At 56.1% G+C, this 19,584-nt stretch carries 12 protein-coding genes and 2 tRNA genes; 10 read left to right on the top strand and 4 right to left on the bottom strand.

Annotated features, from left to right (window positions below; translation table 11 throughout):
- Positions 1-59: 59 nt before the first annotated feature.
- From WW58_RS08430 to WW58_RS08445, 3 genes are all read left to right on the top strand, one after another.
- On the top strand, positions 60-788 hold the full coding sequence (locus WW58_RS08430) for a M50 family metallopeptidase (protein ID WP_179219363.1): 729 nt from the start codon (positions 60-62) through the stop codon (positions 786-788).
- A 57-nt stretch (positions 789-845) separates the two neighbouring features.
- On the top strand, positions 846-2,366 hold the full coding sequence (gene proS / locus WW58_RS08435; RefSeq protein ID WP_022197167.1) for a proline--tRNA ligase: 1,521 nt from the start codon (positions 846-848) through the stop codon (positions 2,364-2,366).
- Between the two features lie 291 nt (positions 2,367-2,657).
- A tRNA-Gly gene (locus WW58_RS08445) sits at positions 2,658-2,732 on the top strand.
- Between the two features lie 251 nt (positions 2,733-2,983).
- Here WW58_RS08445 and WW58_RS08450 read toward each other — a convergent pair.
- The 3 genes from WW58_RS08450 to WW58_RS08460 form a co-directional block, all read right to left on the bottom strand.
- Positions 2,984-3,247, bottom strand: a complete 264-nt coding sequence (locus WW58_RS08450; protein WP_046436898.1) for a hypothetical protein — start codon at positions 3,245-3,247, stop codon at positions 2,984-2,986.
- A 168-nt stretch (positions 3,248-3,415) separates the two neighbouring features.
- Positions 3,416-3,829 (bottom strand): hypothetical protein, encoded by a 414-nt coding sequence (locus tag WW58_RS08455; protein WP_128251875.1) that lies wholly within the window; start codon positions 3,827-3,829, stop codon positions 3,416-3,418.
- Between the two features lie 29 nt (positions 3,830-3,858).
- Entirely contained in the window at positions 3,859-9,714 is a 5,856-nt protein-coding gene (locus WW58_RS08460) for an RHS repeat domain-containing protein (RefSeq protein WP_046436902.1), read from the bottom strand.
- Positions 9,715-10,129: 415 nt separating this feature from the next.
- Between WW58_RS08460 and gadC the strand changes: the two genes are divergently transcribed.
- Together gadC and glsA are read left to right on the top strand one after the other, a co-directional pair.
- Complete coding sequence (gene gadC / locus WW58_RS08465; RefSeq protein ID WP_046436904.1) at positions 10,130-11,698, top strand: putative glutamine/gamma-aminobutyrate antiporter GadC; 1,569 nt, start codon at positions 10,130-10,132, stop codon at positions 11,696-11,698.
- The gene (gene glsA / locus WW58_RS08470; protein WP_022197161.1) at positions 11,691-12,632 is read left to right on the top strand and encodes a glutaminase A; all 942 of its coding nucleotides are present in this window, start codon (positions 11,691-11,693) and stop codon (positions 12,630-12,632) included. Before gadC ends, glsA begins: the two co-directional genes overlap by 8 nt.
- A 228-nt stretch (positions 12,633-12,860) precedes the next feature.
- Here glsA and WW58_RS08475 read toward each other — a convergent pair whose 3' ends face one another.
- On the bottom strand, positions 12,861-13,271 hold the full coding sequence (locus WW58_RS08475; RefSeq protein ID WP_012419101.1) for a GNAT family N-acetyltransferase: 411 nt from the start codon (positions 13,269-13,271) through the stop codon (positions 12,861-12,863).
- Between the two features lie 464 nt (positions 13,272-13,735).
- On the opposite strand from WW58_RS08475, the gene WW58_RS08485 reads away from it, so the two are divergent.
- The 5 genes from WW58_RS08485 to priA all read left to right on the top strand — a co-directional run.
- Positions 13,736-15,145, top strand: coding sequence for an alanine/glycine:cation symporter family protein (locus tag WW58_RS08485; protein WP_046436909.1), 1,410 nt, complete (start codon positions 13,736-13,738; stop codon positions 15,143-15,145).
- An 87-nt stretch (positions 15,146-15,232) separates the two neighbouring features.
- Positions 15,233-15,308, top strand: a tRNA-Glu gene (locus WW58_RS08490).
- 239 nt (positions 15,309-15,547) lie between these two features.
- Complete coding sequence (gene prfA / locus WW58_RS08495; protein WP_046436911.1) at positions 15,548-16,624, top strand: peptide chain release factor 1; 1,077 nt, start codon at positions 15,548-15,550, stop codon at positions 16,622-16,624.
- A 16-nt stretch (positions 16,625-16,640) separates the two neighbouring features.
- A complete protein-coding gene (gene prmC / locus WW58_RS08500) occupies positions 16,641-17,546 on the top strand; it encodes a peptide chain release factor N(5)-glutamine methyltransferase (RefSeq protein ID WP_046436929.1) in 906 nt (301 codons plus the stop codon).
- Between the two features lie 21 nt (positions 17,547-17,567).
- Positions 17,568-19,584, top strand: a 2,017-nt coding sequence (gene priA, locus WW58_RS08505; protein ID WP_288143434.1) for a replication restart helicase PriA, incomplete at its 3' end; no start/stop codon positions are given.

Below are 19,584 nucleotides of genomic sequence, written 5' to 3' on the forward strand. Positions count from 1 at the left end.
TTTAACACAATTCGCTGCGCCTCTCCAACGCCAAAACGGGGCATGCACATTCTCCGGGCTTGGCAAAACGGGAATCTGCCCTTACCCTCTCGCGCATGGTTCATTTCACCCTGTTCGGGATACCTGTTTACATCCGCCCCAGCTTCTGGGTGGTGCTGGCCATTTTCGGCGGCGCCCTCAGCATCAGCAGCGTGGAAGATCTCATTTATCCGGCCCTGTTCGTCATTGCCGGCTTCATCGCCATCCTGTCCCATGAAATGGGGCACGCGCTGGTGGGACGCAGGCTGGGCGGCGGCCAGCAGACGATTGTTCTGGAACTCTTCGGCGGCCTGACAAGCAGCCACGGCATGCAATTGACGCGCGGAGGCAGGGCCCTCATGATTCTGGCGGGCCCCATGATGACCCTGCTGCTGGGCATCATCAGCCTGTGGCTCACCTGGAACATCGTCGCTCCCGTCATGGCCTCTCACAACCTGGACTTCTGGGACCTGGCCATCAGCCCCTTCACAGCGGCGCTCATCTCCCCCAAGCTGTACATCCTCTCCTGCCTCATCATGATTGGAGAATGGTGGACCCTCCTGAATCTGCTGCCCATCTATCCCCTGGACGGCGGCCAGCTGATCGCCCAGTACATCCGCTCCCCCAGGAAAGTATTCATGACCGGCTTCATCACGGCCATCCTCATCGGACTGCTCAGTTTTCAGCTCTTCCACGGCTACTTTATCCCCATCTTCATGGCCCTCTTCGCCTACAGCAATTACCGGGAATACAAAAACGCCCCCTTTTAACAGCATTCCGAATTTCCTTTGCGGGCTCCGCCCGTTCTATTCAACAAACCATCCAATATGTCTCAACAAACCGCAATCTCCCCTACCCGCGCCCAGGATTTTCCCGAGTGGTACCAGCAAGTCATCAAGGCCGCCGACATGGCGGAAAATTCCGAGGTGCGCGGCTGCATGGTCATCAAGCCATGGGGTTACGCCATCTGGGAACTCATTCAGAAAGACCTGGACCAGCGCTTCAAGGACACCGGCCACACGAACGCCTATTTCCCCCTCCTGATTCCGATCTCCTATCTGGAAAAGGAAGCGGAGCATGCCGAAGGCTTCGCCACGGAATGCGCCGTAGTCACCCACCACAGGCTGGAAGCGCAGAAGGATGAAACCACCGGCAAGACACGCATGATTCCCACCGGGGAGCTTACGGAACCCTTCGTCATCCGGCCCACTTCGGAAACCGTCATCGGTGCGGCTTTCGCCCGCTGGACCTCCAGCTACCGCGATCTGCCCCTCAAGGTCAATCAGTGGTGCAATGTGATGCGCTGGGAAATGAGGCCCCGAATCTTCCTGCGCACGGCCGAATTCCTGTGGCAGGAAGGGCATACGGCCCATGAAACCCGGGAGGAAGCCATTGAGGAAACCCTCACCATGCACAAGGTTTATGAGGAATTCCAGCGGGACGTGCTCGCCATCCCCACCATTCCCGGGGAAAAGACGGAGGCGGAACGCTTCCCCGGCGCGGAGCAGACCTACACGGTGGAAGCCATGGTTCAGGACCGCAAGGCCATCCAGGCCGGGACCTCCCACTTCCTGGGGCAGAACTTCTCCAAATCCCAAAACATCTGCTTCGCCGGACGGGACAACACCCAGCAATTCGCATGGACAAGCTCCTGGGGCGTTTCCACCCGCATGATCGGAGCGCTCATCATGATGCACTCCGACGACGACGGACTCGTCTGCCCGCCCCGCGTCGCTCCCCAGCAAATCGTTATTATTCCCGTCACGCCCAAGGAAGAAAGCCGCCAGGCCGTTCTGGACCACTGCGAGGAGCTGGCGCGCACCCTCCGCGCCAAAACCTTCCACGGCCAGCCGCTGCGCGTGCTGGTGGACAAACGCGATCTGGGCGGCGGCGCCAAGAAATGGGAATGGGTGAAAAAAGGCGTGCCCGTGCGCCTGGAAATAGGCCCCCGGGACCTGGAAAAAGGCTCCGTCTGCCTTCAGCGGCGTGACCGGCCCGCCAACGAAAAATCCTTCGTCCCGGAAACGGAACTGATCGATACCGCTGCGGATATCCTCCAAAGCATCCAGGACGCCCTGCTTCAGCGGGCCATTTCCTTCCGGGACTCCCATATCCGCCCTGCCTCCACGCTGCGGGAATTGGAAGAAAACTTCTCCGGTGAGGGAGACGCAGACTGGCTCCAGGTGCCGTGGGACGGGTCGCCGGAAGAAGAAGAAGCACTGGCTAAGCGGCTGCGCATCTCCATCCGCTGCATCCCGCTCGGCGAACTGGGCCAGGGCGAACCGGCTCCCTGCATCCTCACCGGACGCATGACGACACGCCGCGTTCTGTGGGCCAGAAGCTACTGAGCCCTCTGATTGTCCCTTTCAACGGGATTGTTCCAAGGCAGGCCCAAACGGGCCTTTACGGAACAATCCCGTTTTTATGCGCCCCCCACCGTTTTCCCAAAAACGGCATCAACAAGGAACGGAACAACATGTATCGCAGACCAGAACACTTTCTTCTGCTGCGTCCCCATGCCGGCGGCGACATCCGTATTCCGGGGAAACAGGATTTTTTCTCTAAAAAAATCTTGCCAAGACCGGAAAACCTTATATACTCCTCGGCACACGGACGCTGTAAGGCTCCAATCATTTAAAGCGGATGTAGCTCAGGGGTAGAGCGCAACCTTGCCAAGGTTGATGTCGTGGGTTCGAATCCCATCATCCGCTCCAACTTTTTTATAGCAAAAGACCCGCACAAATCTTGATGATGTGCGGGTTTTATATGATGGCCCGTACAGAAAAACCTGTCCCCCCCTATTGCAAAACCGTTACAGGAAACATTTTCATCTGCCCTGGTGAAGCCCTCCGGACGATCATCCTTCATGGCAGACGTTACCGGTTTTCTCAGGCATGTCCTGCCTTATTGTTTAATGACTTAGTGTTTATCCTCTGAAACCTAGGCGGACTTAATGATCACCGTATCAAGAACCTGTCGCGAACCCTATGATCATGATGACAAGCCATATACCCAACAATATAAGCGCAATAAGATCGTCTTTTCTGTTCGGCTTCACGATGATGCCACACAATCCCCAAAACAGGCTTGTAAATTGACCGATGAACATTGCCAATCCTAATGTTATAGATAGAGAGACAGGAAAGCTAATGTTTTTGTCGAATAGCGTTACACAAGCTGTAGGAAACAGCGCTATCCATCCGATGAGTGAAGGAGTGTAAGATTTCATGATTAATGCTGGCGCATGCCTGAAATCATTTTATACCGCTTCTTTCATCAGTTGCCGCAGGAAGTTGGCCGGCAACGAGAACATATGGCTCCATCCATCAAGAATTAGAAAAAGATGAACCAAAAAGAGCGATTCCCGTAGAAATAGGAAACATAATTCCGCATTTATCTAATAGAAAAGTCTCCATGGAAAATATATTTTTTCGCAACAAACCCTGTAAGGCTCTTCTTTTGATTCAGGGGGAATTTTGATTTGCACTTCGATACGGCAGCCTTTCACGAGGTCTGGGTTGTTTAACAGATACTCCTCGACTTCCGGAGGAATCCGGGCATTCGTTCCGTCTTCGACAACGAACCAGATCTCACAAGTTTTACCTCTCCAGGAAGCTCCATCGCCTGTTAATTTCATTCCATGCCGGGCAAATATCTTATGGAGTTCCAAATCCTTTTTCACTGTTTTCAACAGAGTTACACTCCTCTTCATACCGTTTCCCTTATCTATGCCCGACCAGAAGAGGGAGAACGGTAAATAAATGAAGTAAAGAGCGGCTATTCCTATGACGATCCACATTTTCTTTTTCATCTTAAATAATTTATTAATTCCCTTTTTGTTTATTTGCAAGGCACTCTTCCTTCGCCATAGCCTCTATGCCCTTGAGGAGCTGGAGCCAGAAGAGAAGTATCGGGGGCAAACGGGGCTACAAAACCAGCTCTTTCCACGATTTCACACGCCCATCCGCAGCAATTTCTTGCTCCCGAGTTGTATAGTGAATATAGAGGGACATTCTTTTCATCTTCCCGGATCTGCTCTTCAACTTTACTTACTGACTCAGGACAGGCTTTATAAGTGTAGGAATTTCTAGGATCGGCAGCTCCTTCATTATGGGCATCATCCTGAATTTCTCCGGCTCCAACGCCTAAAGCGCCTTTGTGCCAACTTCCGGGGTAGAGACCTCTCTGCATATTGGGCGTTTTGACCCAAGCATGTCCTACATTTCCTAGCAAATTCCTGAATGGTTTAACCAGAATAAAAATTTCCTGTATTTCATATTCGCAACATTCCCTTCCTGCGTCATCCGCAATTTTAGAGTATTTTACACCATCCTTGCAACATTCCGTTTCAGCATCTTCAGAAAGTCCAAGCGTATCAGAGTACAGGCATGTATTGTTCTTGACAAAGATATAAAGATTCCATCCGCTCTGTTCATCGACAGGATCTCTGCTGATCCACCTTCCATCTTGGGGATTATAGTAGCGGTAATTGTAATAAACCAACCCCAGCTCGTCATCAGCATACTCGCTGGAGAAGCGGAAGGGATTGATTTCTGCCGCATTGCCTTCCATCTTGAGAACATTCCCATACGGGCCGTATTCGTACAAGGCTCGCCGGCCCGCCTTGATGCCGAAGAGCGCCGTTGTGTTCTTCAACGCGTCATGCGTATAATAAAGATCTTCCACATAAGTTCCCGTTTCATCAAAGACGCTCATCGCCAGGACGCGCGTGGCTACCGGTTCCAGGGGATCCCACAGGTACGTTTTACGCAGGACGGGTTCAGCGGATTCCGAAGCGTCCGCAGCATCCAGTTCCGCGATTTGCAGGTAACCCTGGTAGATAAACCGTTTCCTTGACATGAGCGCTTCCCCTTCATAGACGGATTTTTCTACCCTCCTGTTCAGATAATCGTAAACGCACTCAATACGCCTGTCCCCCTGCGTGAAGCTGACCGCCTGATTCAACGCGTTGTAGGCGGCTTCCCATTCTCCCGTGGACGTCTGAATTTTCGTCTGGTTGCCGTCGGCGTCATAGGTGGGAACAAAGGGCGGCTCCGTACCCTCGGTGATATCCGTGTATTGATTGAGCCGGTTGGCAACGTATGTGGCGGGAAGGGAATCCGTTCCCTCCCGTGAGGTTGTGCGGTTGCCGATGTTATCGTAGGCGTAACTGTATATGCCGCCCCGGCTCATCGCGTCGCTCACAAGTTCATTCCTGTCATTGTAGGCGTAGGCGTGGGTGAGGTCGGGCGCGGACGTGTTGAAATAGTCTTTCTTCGTGACGGGACGCCCCAGCACATCGTAAGAGTAGTCGGTTTTGGCCGGGTAGTTGGCGCTGCCGGGGCGCAGGTAGTCAATATTCACCGGGAGGTCGCGCTTTTCTTCCAGGGTGCGCCGCCATTTCAACGTGTTGGGGTAATCAAGAGTGTCCAGCAGGCCGCTTTCCGCATTGTAGCCGTAGGTGAAGGGCTTCGCGACGGCGTTCAGCGAGACGGTGGAAAGCCTTCCGGAGGCGTCATGCCCCCATGCCGTCCGCAAGGCGGCAGCGCCCGCATAGTCCAGACAGTAGCCCGCGGGCCTCCCCACTCCGTCACGGCGGAGGGTCAAGACGCTTGCCGCAAGGCCAGCCGTCGTTTCCATTTCCTGTTCGTTATACTGATTGTACGTGAACGTGCGCGTTCCGGAAGCGTCTTCAATTTGCGTCAGCTGCCCCAGATGATTGTAGCGGCTGCTGATGGAGGGGGTAAAACCGTCGTCATTAAAGGTAATGGAGGTAAGCTCCCCGGTAAGGGGGGCGTAGGAGCGGGAGGCAACGGTTCCCCGCGCGTCCGTCGTAGCGGAAACGCGGTTGAGCGCATCATAAGCGGTATCCACATGGGTGGCATTGGCATAGGTCTTGCGGACAACCAGCCCCGTAGCGACATCGTACGTCCAGGAGGTGATGTCCCCATCCGTCCGGAGGCGGGGATCAGTAGTGATGACATCCCCGGGATCACGGAAGGTGGAAAGGCTCACTATATGGCCGGCGGCGTCATAAGCGTATACGGCGGGCTGTATGGCCGTCCCCCATTCGGCTTCCTTGCGGCCCCGGATATCATAAACGGAACAGGCCGTTTTACCAAGGGCATTGGTAACGCAGGTAGGCAGATCAAAGGGCTGGGCATAAGCGTAGGTGGTCGTGTTGCCCGCGGCATCCGTGCCGGAAATGATGCGGCCGGTGATGTCGCAGACGGCGGTAAAGACGTTACCGCGCACATCTGTGTCCGCATAGGTGATGCCCGTTTCCGTATAAGTGCGCTGCCGACGGGCGGTCGCGCCGTCAAAGCCCGTAACCGCCGTCGTGAATCCGTCCACGACGCGCGTGAGGGCAACGCTCCCGACGCCGGGCACGGTTTTCTTCTGCAGGCGGACAGAACCGCCGCCATACTCCGTCCACTCCACGGTATCCTGGCCGCGGGGATCCGTCATGACGGTTTTGCCTGCAAGAACAGAACTCAGAGCAGAGAGCAGGGCCGCCTGCTTTTGAAGAACGGGAGTACCTGAAGAAGTATAACTTGTTATGGAAACAAGTCTGTAGATGCCGTCTTCACGGCTCTCGGCCACATAAGCGTAGTCAGTAATGCGGGAGTTCAGGATGGTCGGTTCATCCTCCAGGGCGACGATTGCCCTTGTCCTGTTCCCAAAGGCATCATAGGCATAGAGTGTCGGCGCCATGTCCGCCAGCTGTTCCCTGATAAGGCGCCCCTTGTCATCGTATGCAAGAGTGCGCACGTTTTCCCCATTCAGGGTATTGGCGGCAGCAATCCGTACAAGCTCGCCAAAGCCGTTGACGGTGGAGCTTCCCGTCACGACGCGGGGCTCTCCCCCCTCCCCGCCCGGCACAGCCTCCGTCGTGCGGATCCCTTCCGCCGTGGCCTCAACGGTATAAAGGATATCCTGCTGCCCGGTGCCGTAACGCCGCACTACTGTTCCGGAAGGGCTTTTCCGGGTGATGAGCGTAGCGCCGGCGGGCGTGGTAACTGTTTCTACCAGGCCATCCCCGCTGTAAGAGCGGACGGTGGTGCGCCCCAGAATATCGGTTTCTCTTATCAGGCGCCCCAGCAAATCGTATTCCCGGCTTTCCACCGTCGTCATTGGGCCTGCATCCCTGCGCAGGGAGGTAATTTTACCGAGAGCATCACGGGTATAGCTCGTGATGGTTTCCGGAGTGATCATGGTTTCCCCGTCCGTAACGGCTGAACGGATGGTTTCCACCAGCTGGCGGGCCGTATTGTAGGAATAGGAAGTGGTCACTCCATTTTCATCCCTTTCCCACAACGGGCCGCAGCAGGTCATCATGCGCTCGTAAACGCGCCCATTGGCGCGGGTGCGCTTTACCCAACGGTTCTCAACGTCATATTCATAAGAAGACGCGTCCGTCATGGACCAGGCGCCATCGGCCAGCCGGGCGTATTGCTCATAACGCATGTTATTGCCCTGGCCGGAGACGTAAGTAACCTTCCGCGAGCTCAGGCCGGGGACGCTCTCTCCCGCTATCCGCGTTTCCGCGGTCACTTTGTAAAGGGCTCCGTACTGGTCCGTCTCTTCATAAAAATAATGCGTCTGAATGCCGTCCATGCCCTGTTTCATCTTCAGGCGTCCGCGGGCATAAACATTGGGAGCCGTGCCGAGCCAGGATTCCTTCACTTCCAGACGCACGTTTTCTTCCCCCAATGCGGTCGTGCGTTTTTCCACGCGCCGCACATGATTTTCCTCAACGTAGGTGTAATCCGCGCGCCAAAGTTCCGCCGCAGTGGCCGTCAACGTCACCCATTGGGTGAGGATATCCGGATCCGCCTGCGTCTGGTCCCGATACGTGGTGTAAGTGACCTTATCGCCGGCTTCCGCCCAGGGGACGCTGGACACGATTTCACGGCCGAAACGGTCGTATGCCCACGTTTTGACACTTCCGTCAGGAGCAGTTTCCTTCGCGATTTTTCCCATGCCGGTGTACTCGTAAGTCGTTTCCCGGGCGTAGTCCGTTCCGTAGCCTTCAATACGGCTGGTGCACAAATTGCCATTGCGGGTGACGGCATAAGTCTCACAGACGCGGGAGATGGGAGCGCCGTTTTCCCCCCGCTGGATGGTGGTGATGAGTTTCCACGTGCCGGGCGAAACGATCTGTTTTTCTTTCAGAGTGAATATGGCGTCTTCTCCTTCCCCCTGCGCCATGTTCCATGCTCCGTCGGCTCCCTGCCAGTAGCGGGTGGTGTAGGGCGCGCGCCCGGCGGTCTGTTCGGTAACGGAGAGTCTGCCCGCAGCCGCGTCCCCGGTAATTGTGAAGGTTTTAAAGGGGTCGCCCGTGACGGAATAAAGGCCGGTGGAACTGTTTTTCCCGCCCACCTGCTCGGGGAGATAGAGGGCGATGCGGTAACCGGACTCCGTGACATTTTCGATGTTGGCGAGCCCGTCCCACAGGTTCCATATCTGCCGGATGCTTCCATCCGAAGCCCGCACGATATCCAGCTTTCCGTCAAATTCTTCTCTTGTGTAAGCCGCGCCGTTTTTAGCGGTGTAGCCGGTGGCGTATTTCAAGGAAGAGGCCGAACCTGCGGTATAGTTAACGGTATTGCCCGCGTTTGAACGGATACTGAGGCAGAATTCTCCCGCCCTTGCCGGAGAAGCGGATCTCCTCCCGAACCACGCCGAGCCCCCGCGCTTGGCGGATCCTGCAATGGGGGCCACGCTGTCACCCCTGCTGCCGTCTCCATCCGCGTAACAGTAGTAGTTAATGGCAGTTCCTCCGCTCCTGATTTGGAAAGCGGTATTCGCCCCGATGCCCGATGATGGCGCGGAGATGATTTCACGAGTCATCGGATGCCAGTAATGAAGCGCACGTGGGGACCAGAGCTCAGCCGAGAATGTGTATCCTACTATTTCCAGCAATCCCTGAGGCAGACCCGTCATGCCCCGGAAAGAGCCGAAATTGGTACGCCAGATCATTTCCGTCTTGAGCGTCCGGGCAACCACGCGCCTGCCGGCGGCCGACGAACCGTAAAGGGTGGAGGAAGAGCGCGCGCCGCGCGCCGAAGAGCTGCTGCCGCCCTCATTGTTTTCACAGGTGCAGGGATCCTCATCTTCACCGTTATCCCCTTCTCCGTTGTCTTCCTCCGGACAGGGAGAACTGGAACTGCTCTGGGAGCCATTGCCGCCAGCAGCCTCCTCCCCGCATTCACACGGCACGTCTTCCCCCTCATCTTCCGTACTTACGGGTTCCGGATAACCTTCATCCGGCTGATAGGAGGATGAGGAGGTTCCATCCGAAACCATGACTTCAATGGAATAATTAAGGATGGCGAGATTAGTCCATTCAGGAGGAACAGCCACGTTCTCATAAGTCATGTGCACGCGGTGCGGTCCCGGTTCAATGGGGAAGCTCAAGCTTTTTTCCCTATAAGACCCTCCATGGTATTTGCCCTCCCCAGGAATGAAAATTCCCTCGCCGTCAACAGTAAGAGAGCCGTTATCATCCACCCCCAGCATCAGACGGCACTCCGCCGTTTCCCCCGGGCCGAGCGGATCAACGACAATCCCCCAGTCCCAGCTGCCGCTGAACGCCCCGGCCTCTTTGTTAAACGGGACCGGCACACCTCCGGACGCTGTGAGGGAATTATCAGGCAGAGAATTCGCATGACGCTGAACCTGTTGATCTTTCATAAAATCCAGATAATTGACGATTGAGGGACGAACATCAAAGAAGACAACGCTTCTCTATATTCACTATTCTTATGTATCTCGGAAAACGGAACAGATCAATGATTCATTTTTGAATAATTGTTACTAATTACAATAAATTATTACCAATCAATATTCTTTTAAAATATATATTTATTCCCAACAACCGGAGGGAATAACCATGTTTTTCCGCGCTGCCTGACATCCCCCGCATCTACTGCCGGCCAAATGGCCATGGGGACGGGCTGAACAACTTCCCCGGCCTCCGTTAAGACAAACTCCGGCAGATCTATCTGCATCATCCCTTCAACGAAAGGTTCTCCCGTCTGGTCGTCCAGATAAGGCCGGTGTCGGCACTTTCTTTACGCCGTCCCAATTCTCAACCCGGAATAAACCAATGAATAATACGACTCAACCAGGGGCTGCTCCAACAGGCCCCGCAACAACCAATAACGCTCCGGCGGTAAAATCCGTCCTCCGCATGGGAGTATTCACTCTCGCCATGATCAACGTTTCCGCCATTGTCAGCCTGCGCGGCATGCCTGCGGAAAGCACTTACGGACTGAGTTCCGTTTTTTATTACATTTTCGCCGCGGTATTCTTTCTGGTGCCTGTTTCCCTGGTCGCCGCGGAGCTTACTACTGGATGGCCCCAAAAGGGCGGCGTTTACCGCTGGGTAGGCGAGGCATTCGGGAAAAAATGGGGGTTCCTGGCCATCTGGCTGCAATGGATTGAGAGTACCATCTGGTTCCCTACCGTTCTGACATTCGCCGCCGTTTCCCTGGCTTTCATGGGGCCCGGACAAAGATGGGATGAAGCGCTTGCCGCCAATAAATGGTATGTTCTCATCGTGGTGCTGTGCGTGTACTGGGCGGCCACCCTGCTTAATCTGCGCGGCATGAAGACTTCCGCAGGCGTCACCAAATGGGGAACCATCATCGGAACCATTATTCCCGGAGCCATCCTGATCCTGCTGGGTCTGGGCTATTGGGCCGGCGGCAACCCGATCCTGCTGGATATGAGCTGGGACAAGCTGGTGCCGGACATGAGCAATTTCAACAACCTCGTTCTGGCAGCCAGCATCTTCCTGTTTTACGCAGGGATGGAAATGTCCGCCGTGCATGTGAAGGATGTGAATAATCCCGGACGCAATTATCCGCTGGCCATTCTGATTTCCGCCATCATTACGGTGCTTATTTTCGTTCTGGGCACGCTGGCCATCGGCTTCATCATTCCCAATTCCCAGATTAATCTGGTGCAGAGCCTGCTGATTACTTATGACAGCTATTTCAGCTTCTTCGGCCTCGGCTGGATGAACTGGATTCTGGCGCTTGCGCTGGCCATAGGCGTTCTGGCCCAGGTAACCGCATGGGTGGGAGGCCCCTCAAAAGGCCTGTACCAGGTGGGCCTGGCCGGTAACCTTCCGCCTGTCATGCAGAAGCGGAACAAGAACAACGTCCAGATGGGCATCCTTTTTATCCAGGGGGGAATCGTCACCCTGCTTTCCATCATGTTTGTAATTATGCCTTCCGTGCAATCCGCCTACCAGATTATTTCCCAGCTGACCATCATTCTGTACCTCATCATGTACATGCTGATGTTCGCGTCAGGCATTTACCTGCGCTACCGGGAACCGAATACGCCCCGTACTTTCCGCATTCCCGGCGGCAGAACCTTCGGCATGTGGATTGTCGGAGGGCTCGGCTTCCTGGCCAGCCTGGCGGCTTTCCTGGTGAGCTTCATCCCGCCTAACCAAATTACCGTAGGCAGCAGTACCATGTACATTCTCCTTCTGGTGGTGGGCACCTTCATTTTCGCGGGTATTCCCTTTATCATCCATGCCATGGCCAAACCCTCCTGGAAACGGCCGGTGGATCCCGAAGACGCCTTTGAACCCTTCGGATGGGAGAAAAACAATGATTCCCATTCCGCAGCAACCCCTAGCCATTCCATATCCCATGAGTAACATTCCTTCCAATGAACAAATCCGGACGGCCCTGGATAACGCATACGCCTACGCCAAAACCGTCCAGGGAGGCAAAAACGCCTCGTACATTCCCGCCCTGGCCCAGGTGCCTTCCGACCTGCTGGCTATTGCCGTGGTCACCGTCAACGGAGACCTGCTGACTGCAGGTTCCGCGGACGCACCCTTTGCCATTGAATCCATTTCCAAGGCATTCAACCTGGCTTATGTCATGGATCTGATCGGCATGAAGCAGCTGCGCGCGAAAATCGGAGCGGACCCCACCGGGGAACCCTTCAATTCCGTAATGGCCATTGAGCTGCACGGCGGCAAGCCCCTCAATCCCCTGGTCAACGCAGGGGCCATGGCGACGGTCAGCCTGGTCAACGGTTCGGATTCCGATGAAATATGGGGAAACATGATCCATAATTTCAATAACTTCGCCAACACGGCCCTGACTGTGAACCAGGAGATTTACAAGTCGGAAAGCGCTACCAACCAGCACAACCGCGGCATTGCCTGGCTGCTGGACAGCTACGGCTATTTTTACAATACGCCGCCCATGATTGTGGATTTGTACACACGCATGTGTTCCCTGAATATCACCGCTTCCCAGCTGGCCCTGATGGGCGCCTGCTACGCCAACGGCGGAGTCAATCCCGTCAGCAAGAAGCGTGTGGTGAAAGAGGAGAACGTTCCCCCCATTTTGGCGGAAATGTGCATGTCAGGCCTTTATGATTCCACAGGGGACTGGATGTACAAAGCCGGCCTTCCGGCCAAGTCCGGCGTGGGAGGCGGCCTGGTAGCCGTAGCTCCCGGCAAGCTGGCCATGGCGGCTTTTTCGCCTCCCCTGGATCCCGCAGGGAATACCGTCAAGGGGCAGGCGGCGCTTCAATCCATCATCAGGGAACTGAATCTAAACCTTTTCCGGAGCTGATCCGGGATGAGAAGGTAAACCCGCGGAGCCAAAATCCGAAAGGATTCCCGCGGGTTTACTGTATCCTGTCCAGCCCCCCGAGGCAGACCGCAGTTTCTCGACTACGGATTTCAGCCATAAAAAACAGCCTTCCGACACAGTACGCTGAAAAACGGATATATCCGGCGGACAACGGCCACATCACCTGCGCCCCGGCAGCCGCAGGCAATCTTTCCCCGGCGCCCCGCATCAGCTCCTGTTTGAAAAGTTGCACAGCTGCATGGCTACGCCGTCTTCCATAACCCGGAAGCCGTGCTTCTCATAAAAAGCGGCGTTTCTGCTCTCCTCCGGCATGATTTCAAGATACAGGTAGTCCCTGTATTTTTCCTTAACCATTTCCACCATTTTTCCAGCAATCCCCCTGCCCTGATAGGCGGGATGCACCAGAACATAATGCATGTAGGCAACCATCTCGCTGTCGTCCAGCACCCGCACCAGCCCTGCCAGGCGGTCACCATCCCAGGCCGTAACAACAGTGGACGAATTCATGAGAGCCTTGAACAGACGCCCCGGATATTGTCCGGAAATCCAGCCAACGGACAGGAACAATTCTTGAACATCTTCCCTGGAAAATTTCTTCTCTTCCGTAAAAACAATCATTTTTTCTTTAATTAATTATTGATTATCCGCCTGTACCGTCGCGGCCACACAACCGACTGAGCGGGAAACGCCTTTCCCTCGGCCGGATTGACACCCTGTTTCAAGGTTTTATCTGCTCCCACTGCCGCAGTCAACACCGTCTTGTCCGAGGGTTTTACCCATTCCAAGGACATGGCGGAGCCTGTGATAAGAACGCGCGCGCCGGAAACAGGCAACCCTTTCCACAGTCAGCAGCTCGTCCGCCCCTGCCTCCTCAGCTTCCGGGGAAGGAAGAGCCGCACCAGGAACACACATCTTCTTTTCAGGGAAACGATACTCGAATACGGGAGACGGCATTTTTCCTGGAACCGATTCCCCAAAAACGGAAAACTCCGGGCCCAGGTTCATAACATTGTGAAAAACCTTTCTCCGTCATTTGTTTAAGGACTTGTCACCACGCTTCTTTTCCCTAGAATCCCCCCGGTATGCTTGACGCCCTCCAAAATGCCTTTTTCCAGACCGGGGACACGCTCACATCCTGGCTGTCCGCTTTCAGCAGCTTTCTGTGGGGGTGGCCCCTGCTCATCATGCTGCTGGGCACGCACCTGTACCTCACCGCCATCCTGCGGTTTCCGCAGCGTTATCTGCTTAAGGCCCTGAAATTGTATTTTGTGAAAGATCATACGGACAAGGGAGATATCTCCCCGTTCAGCTCCCTGATGGTGGCCCTGGCAGCCAACATCGGCGCCGGGAATATCATCGGCGTGGGCGTGGCGATTGCAGCCGGAGGCCCCGGCGCCGTCTTTTGGTGCTGGCTGACGGGAGTTCTGGGAATGGCAACCCGTTATTCGGAAGGATTGCTCGCCATCAAATACCGGGTGGAAAACAAGGACGGCAATATGAGCGGAGGCCCCATGTTCGTGCTGGAACGCGGTCTGAACAGCAAATGGCTGGGGACAGCCTTCGCCGTCTTCACGGCCATTGCCGCCTTCGGAATCGGCAATCTGACGCAAGGGAACGCGGCGGCGGAACAGCTCCACCACGCCTTTTCCATTCCCTCCTGGGGAACAGCCGCCGTTCTGACGGCATTGACGGCTCTGGTGATGCTGGGAGGCATCCAGGGCATTGCCAGGGTATGCGCTTTCTTCGTGCCGTTCATGGCCGTCATCTATATCATGGGATGCCTGTATATCCTGACCGTACAGGCAGAGTACATTATTCCCGCCATCCGGTATATTCTGGACTGCGCCTTCACGGGAGAAGCCGCCGCCGGGGGCGCAGCAGGAGCGGCCGTCATGGCGGCAATGAGAACCGGTGTGGCCCGGGGCCTCTTTTCCAATGAGGCCGGCCTGGGATCCGCAGCCATCGCCTCCGCCGCAGCACAGAACCGCAACCCCGTCAGGCAGGCGCTCATCTCTTCCAGCGGCCCCTTCTGGGATACCGTCATCATCTGCGCCCTGACGGGAATTGTGCTGACCACCAGCATCATCGCGCATCCGGACATTTCCTGCACGGACGGCCCCAGGCTTACTACGCTGGCATTCAGCAAAATTCCTTACATAGGCTCCCCTCTGCTCACGCTCAGCCTGGTTACGTTTGTAGTTTCCACCATTCTGGGCTGGTCCTACTTCGGAGAAAAAGCGCTGGAATACCTGGGAGGCATCCGGCTGATCATGCCTTACCGCGTCATCTGGGTGGCGGCGGTCTTCATCGGCTGCGTCTCTAAAATAGAACTGGTATGGATTTTTGCAGACTGCGCCAACGGCCTGATGGCCCTGCCCAACCTCATTTCCCTGCTGGCACTTTCCGGCGTGCTTGTCCAGCAAACGCGGTACTACCTCTGGCAGCACAGGCTGGACGATTACGACGAATCCCACATACCGGAAGGAAAATAACGATTTTTTTAACTCGGATTCAAATAATTCTTGCCTTTCGGCTTCCGGTAGTATTTACTTCGCCGCGCAGTCCCTGCAAACCTAAAAGTCGCGTTCGTCTAGCGGTCCAGGACTCCCGCCTTTCACGCGGGCAACACGGGTTCGAGTCCCGTACGCGATGCCAGCTTTACCGCCGCGGCAGTTACGACAATTCCGCTTTTCCCCTTTTCAGGGAAGCATATTGGAAAAACGTAATGGCCGCGGTTTTCTTTTGGCCCGGTTTTCCGGATTCAGGAAAGCGCGGCAGAGGCGCCGGAAGCGGAATCCCCCCCTGCTTTTAAATGCCGGAACATGTCTTACATCCCCCGGATTTGGCTTTCAGAAAACCCCGCCATCTTTTAAAATCCTTTACACGCAAACGCCATGGATTACACACCTCTCATTGAAAAACGCCGCCAGCGCCTGGAAGAATTGGAAACAGTCATTGCCGAACCGGACTTCTTCAATGACCAGAAAAAGGCCTCGGAAATCATGAGAGAGCACCGCCGCCTGAAGGAACTCATGGAAACATGGGATTCCCTGAACGCCACGGAACAACAGCTGGCGGACAACCAGGAACTGGCCAAGACGGACGATCCGGAACTGGCGGAACTGGCCGCCCTGGAGATTCCAGAACTGGAAGCCGCCCTGGAAAAACTGCGAAGCGACGTGCAGTACAGCCTGCTGCCCCGCGACACGACGGAAGACCGGGACGCCATCATTGAAATCCGCGCCGGAACGGGCGGGGATGAAGCCTCCCTGTTTGCCGGAGACCTGCTGCGGATGTACCAGCGTTTTGCGGAAGAACGCGGCTGGTGCTTCGAGCATCTGGAAAGCAGCCCGTCGGACGTGGGCGGATTCAAGGAAGTCGTCTGCCGCATTGCCGGGGAAGAAGTGTTCCGCTTCCTGAAATATGAAGGCGGCGTGCACCGTGTGCAGCGCGTTCCCGCTACGGAAACGCAGGGGCGCATCCATACTTCCACCGCCACCGTGGCCGTCATGCCGGAAGCGGAGGAAGTGGACATAGAAATCCGCCCGGAAGATCTCCGCATCGAAGTATGCCGTTCCGGCGGAGCCGGAGGCCAGCATGTGAACAAAACAGAATCCGCCGTTCAGATATGGCACATACCCACGGGCGTTTATGTCCGGTGCGAGGAAGAACGCAGCCAGATGAAAAACCGAGAAAAAGGCATGAAAATCCTGCGCGCCAAGCTCTTTGAAGCCAAAAAACGGGAAGAGGCGGAAAAATACTCCGCCGCGCGCCGCAATCTCATCGGCTCCGGCGGCCGTGAAGAAAAGATACGCACATACAACTTCCCGCAGAACCGTCTGACAGACCACCGCATCGGCTACACTTCCCACAATCTGGACGGTATCCTGATGGGGCAGCTGGAAGACCTGATTATGGCCCTCCAGCATGCGGAAATGCAGGAACGCCTGGCGGAGGCCGGAATGTCCTAACTTCCTTTTTCCTTTCATGAAAACTTTACTGGAAGTCCTTCAAGCCGGCACGGATTATCTGGCCCGCCAGGGGTGCGACGAAGCACGCGCCACCATGCAGCATTTGCTGGCCCATGTCCTGCACTGCAACCGCACGGCTCTTTACTCCCAGTTTGACAGGCCCGTGGAAGAAGCGGAGCTGGCACCCCTGCGCGAACTGCTGAAACGCAGGGCAGCGGGAGAACCGCTGCAACATCTGCTGGGGGTCACGGAATTTTTCCGGAGGGATTTCCTGACGGATGCCCGCGCCCTGATTCCCCGCCCGGAAACCGAGGAACTGGTGGAAATGGTGTTAAAGAAAATCCCGGACCATCCGGTACGCATCCTGGACATGGGCACGGGCTCCGGCGTTATCGGCGTCACGCTGGCGCTGGAACTCAAGGAGCGCGCCGGAGAAGTCGTGCTGGCGGACATTTCCCCGCAGGCTCTGGATCTGGCCCTGGAAAATGCCATGCGGCTGGGAGCCAGAGTCTCCACCATCCAGACGAATCTGTTCGCCAACATTCCCCAGGAAAAAACGGATCCGCATGCGGAGGATGCCGATTCTGCTCCGGATGGAGGAAAAGGGGAAAACGGGCGGAACATGCTCTTTGACGTTATCGTGGCCAATCTGCCATACATTGCAGAGGGGGAAAAACTTGCCCCGGAAGTCATGAAAGACCCCCATACAGCCCTGTTCGGAGGTCCTAAAGGCTGGGAAATCATTGAACGCTTTCTGGCCCGCGCCCGGGATTACCTGAATGAAGACGGCTTTGTAGCCCTGGAAATCGGGTACGACCAGGCATCCGTCGTAACGCAAATCATGGATGGATACGGCTACAATTACATTGAAGTTCTGAAGGACATGAGCGGCGTCTCCCGTTTCCCCTTCGGCTATCGTTAATGTTATCCTCCTTTTCACTCCATGCAGGCGGCGCGCATTCTGGTTGACGGACAAAGCGATCTGGTACTGGATTACGGTATTCCTCCGGAAGCGGGAGACGTCAAGCCGGGCTGCCGCGTACAGGTGCCCCTGCGCAACAGAACGGCTACCGGAACCGTGCTTACGCTGTCAGAACCGGCCCCGGCCTGGAAGGACAGGCTCAAGCCCATTCTGAAACTGATCGATCCGGAGCCCCTGATTTCCCCGGTGATGATGAATCTGGCCTCATGGGCGGCGGACTATTACTCCGTGGCTCTGGATCAGATGATCCGGTGTCTGCTCCCGGAAACCGTTCGTCAGGAAAATACGGCGGAAAAAATGCGCAAAATGGTGTATCTGGAAAAAACTCCGGCACAGGAGGAACTGGACGCCCTGTACCGCAAAGCACCCCGGCAGGCCCAAATGCTGGATTATTTCTCATCCGCGAAACAACAGTCCGCCCCCCTGGCGGCATTCGGCGCCGGAGCCCTGAACGTTGCCCGCAGCCTGGAAGCCAAAGGCTTCATCTCCCTGAAAGAAGAGGCCGTGCACCGGGACCCCAGCACCGGGGAGCAATTCGTCCCCACCCAGCCCATGAAGCTGAACAGCCAGCAGCAGAAAGCGCTGGAAGAAATCACGGCCATGTGCGCGGCAGAGCGCAAAAAACCGGTCCTGCTGCAAGGGGTTACCGGTTCCGGCAAGACGGAGGTTTACTTACAGGCCGTTTCCCAAATAGTAAAATCCGGAAAATCCGCCCTGATCATGGTGCCGGAAATTTCCCTGACGCCCCAGACGGTTCAGCGTTTCAAATCCCGTTTCGCGGAACTGCCTTCCTCCGTGGCAGTGCTGCACAGCCTCCTTTCGGACGGAGAGCGCTTTGACGAATGGCATGCCATCCGTTCCGGAAAGGCACGTATCGTCATCGGCCCCCGTTCCGCCGTCTTCGCCCCCCTCCAAAATCTGGGTCTGGTGATTGTGGATGAAGAACACGACGCCTCTTACAAACAGGAAAGTTCCCCCCGCTACCACGGGAGGGATCTGGCCGTGCTGCGCGCCCATCTGGAAAACTGCGCCGTGCTTCTTGGCTCCGCCACTCCCTCTCTGGAAAGCATCCATAATGCCCTGATTGGGAAGTATTCCCTGGTAAAACTGACGGAAAGGGCGGACGGTCAGAAGCTGCCGCTCATTCGCATCCTGGACATGAAAACGGAAGGAAAGAATAAATCCGGTCCCAACGTTATCTCCGAACGCCTCAGGATGTCCATTGACCGGCGCCTGGACAAAGGGGAACAGGTTATCCTGCTGCTCAACAGGCGCGGATTCGCACGCTCCATCCAATGCCCGGACTGCGGCCACGTTGTCACGTGCCTGCACTGCTCCCTGCCCCTGACCTACCACCGTACGGAAGACCGCCTCATGTGTCACCTGTGCGGATTCAAAGCCCTTCCGCCCCGTTCCTGCCCGGAATGCCGGTCCGCCAATATCCTGCTCCAGGGGTACGGAACCCAGAAGGTGGAAGAAATCCTGCGCCGCACTTTTCCTGCGGCGCGCATCACGCGCGTGGATGCGGACGTAGCCCGGCGGAAAAACGCCGTCCGGACCATTCTGAACCAGTTCCGCGCCCATAAGATAGATATTCTCCTGGGCACCCAGATGATCGCCAAAGGGCTGGACTTTCCCAACGTGACGCTGGTAGGCGTACTGAACGCGGACCTGGGGCTCCACATCCCGGATCCCCGTGCAGGGGAACGCACTTTCCAGCTCCTGACGCAGGTAGCGGGCCGCGCCGGCCGCGGCGATCTTTCCGGAGAAGTCATTATCCAGACTTTTACGCCCCAGTCCCCCTCCCTGCAATACGCCCGGCACCATGACACGGACGGCTTTGCAGCCCAGGAACTGGAAATGCGGCGTACTTTCGACCTCCCCCCCTTCACCCATATCGCCGTCTTGACCATACGTTCCCAGCATGAAAGCATGGCGGAATTCGCCACGCAAACCCTCGCGGCCCGCCTGCGCGGCA

The sequence above is a fragment of the Akkermansia sp. UNK.MGS-1 genome, from assembly GCF_000980515.1.
GTDB classification, from domain to species: domain Bacteria; phylum Verrucomicrobiota; class Verrucomicrobiia; order Verrucomicrobiales; family Akkermansiaceae; genus Akkermansia; species Akkermansia muciniphila.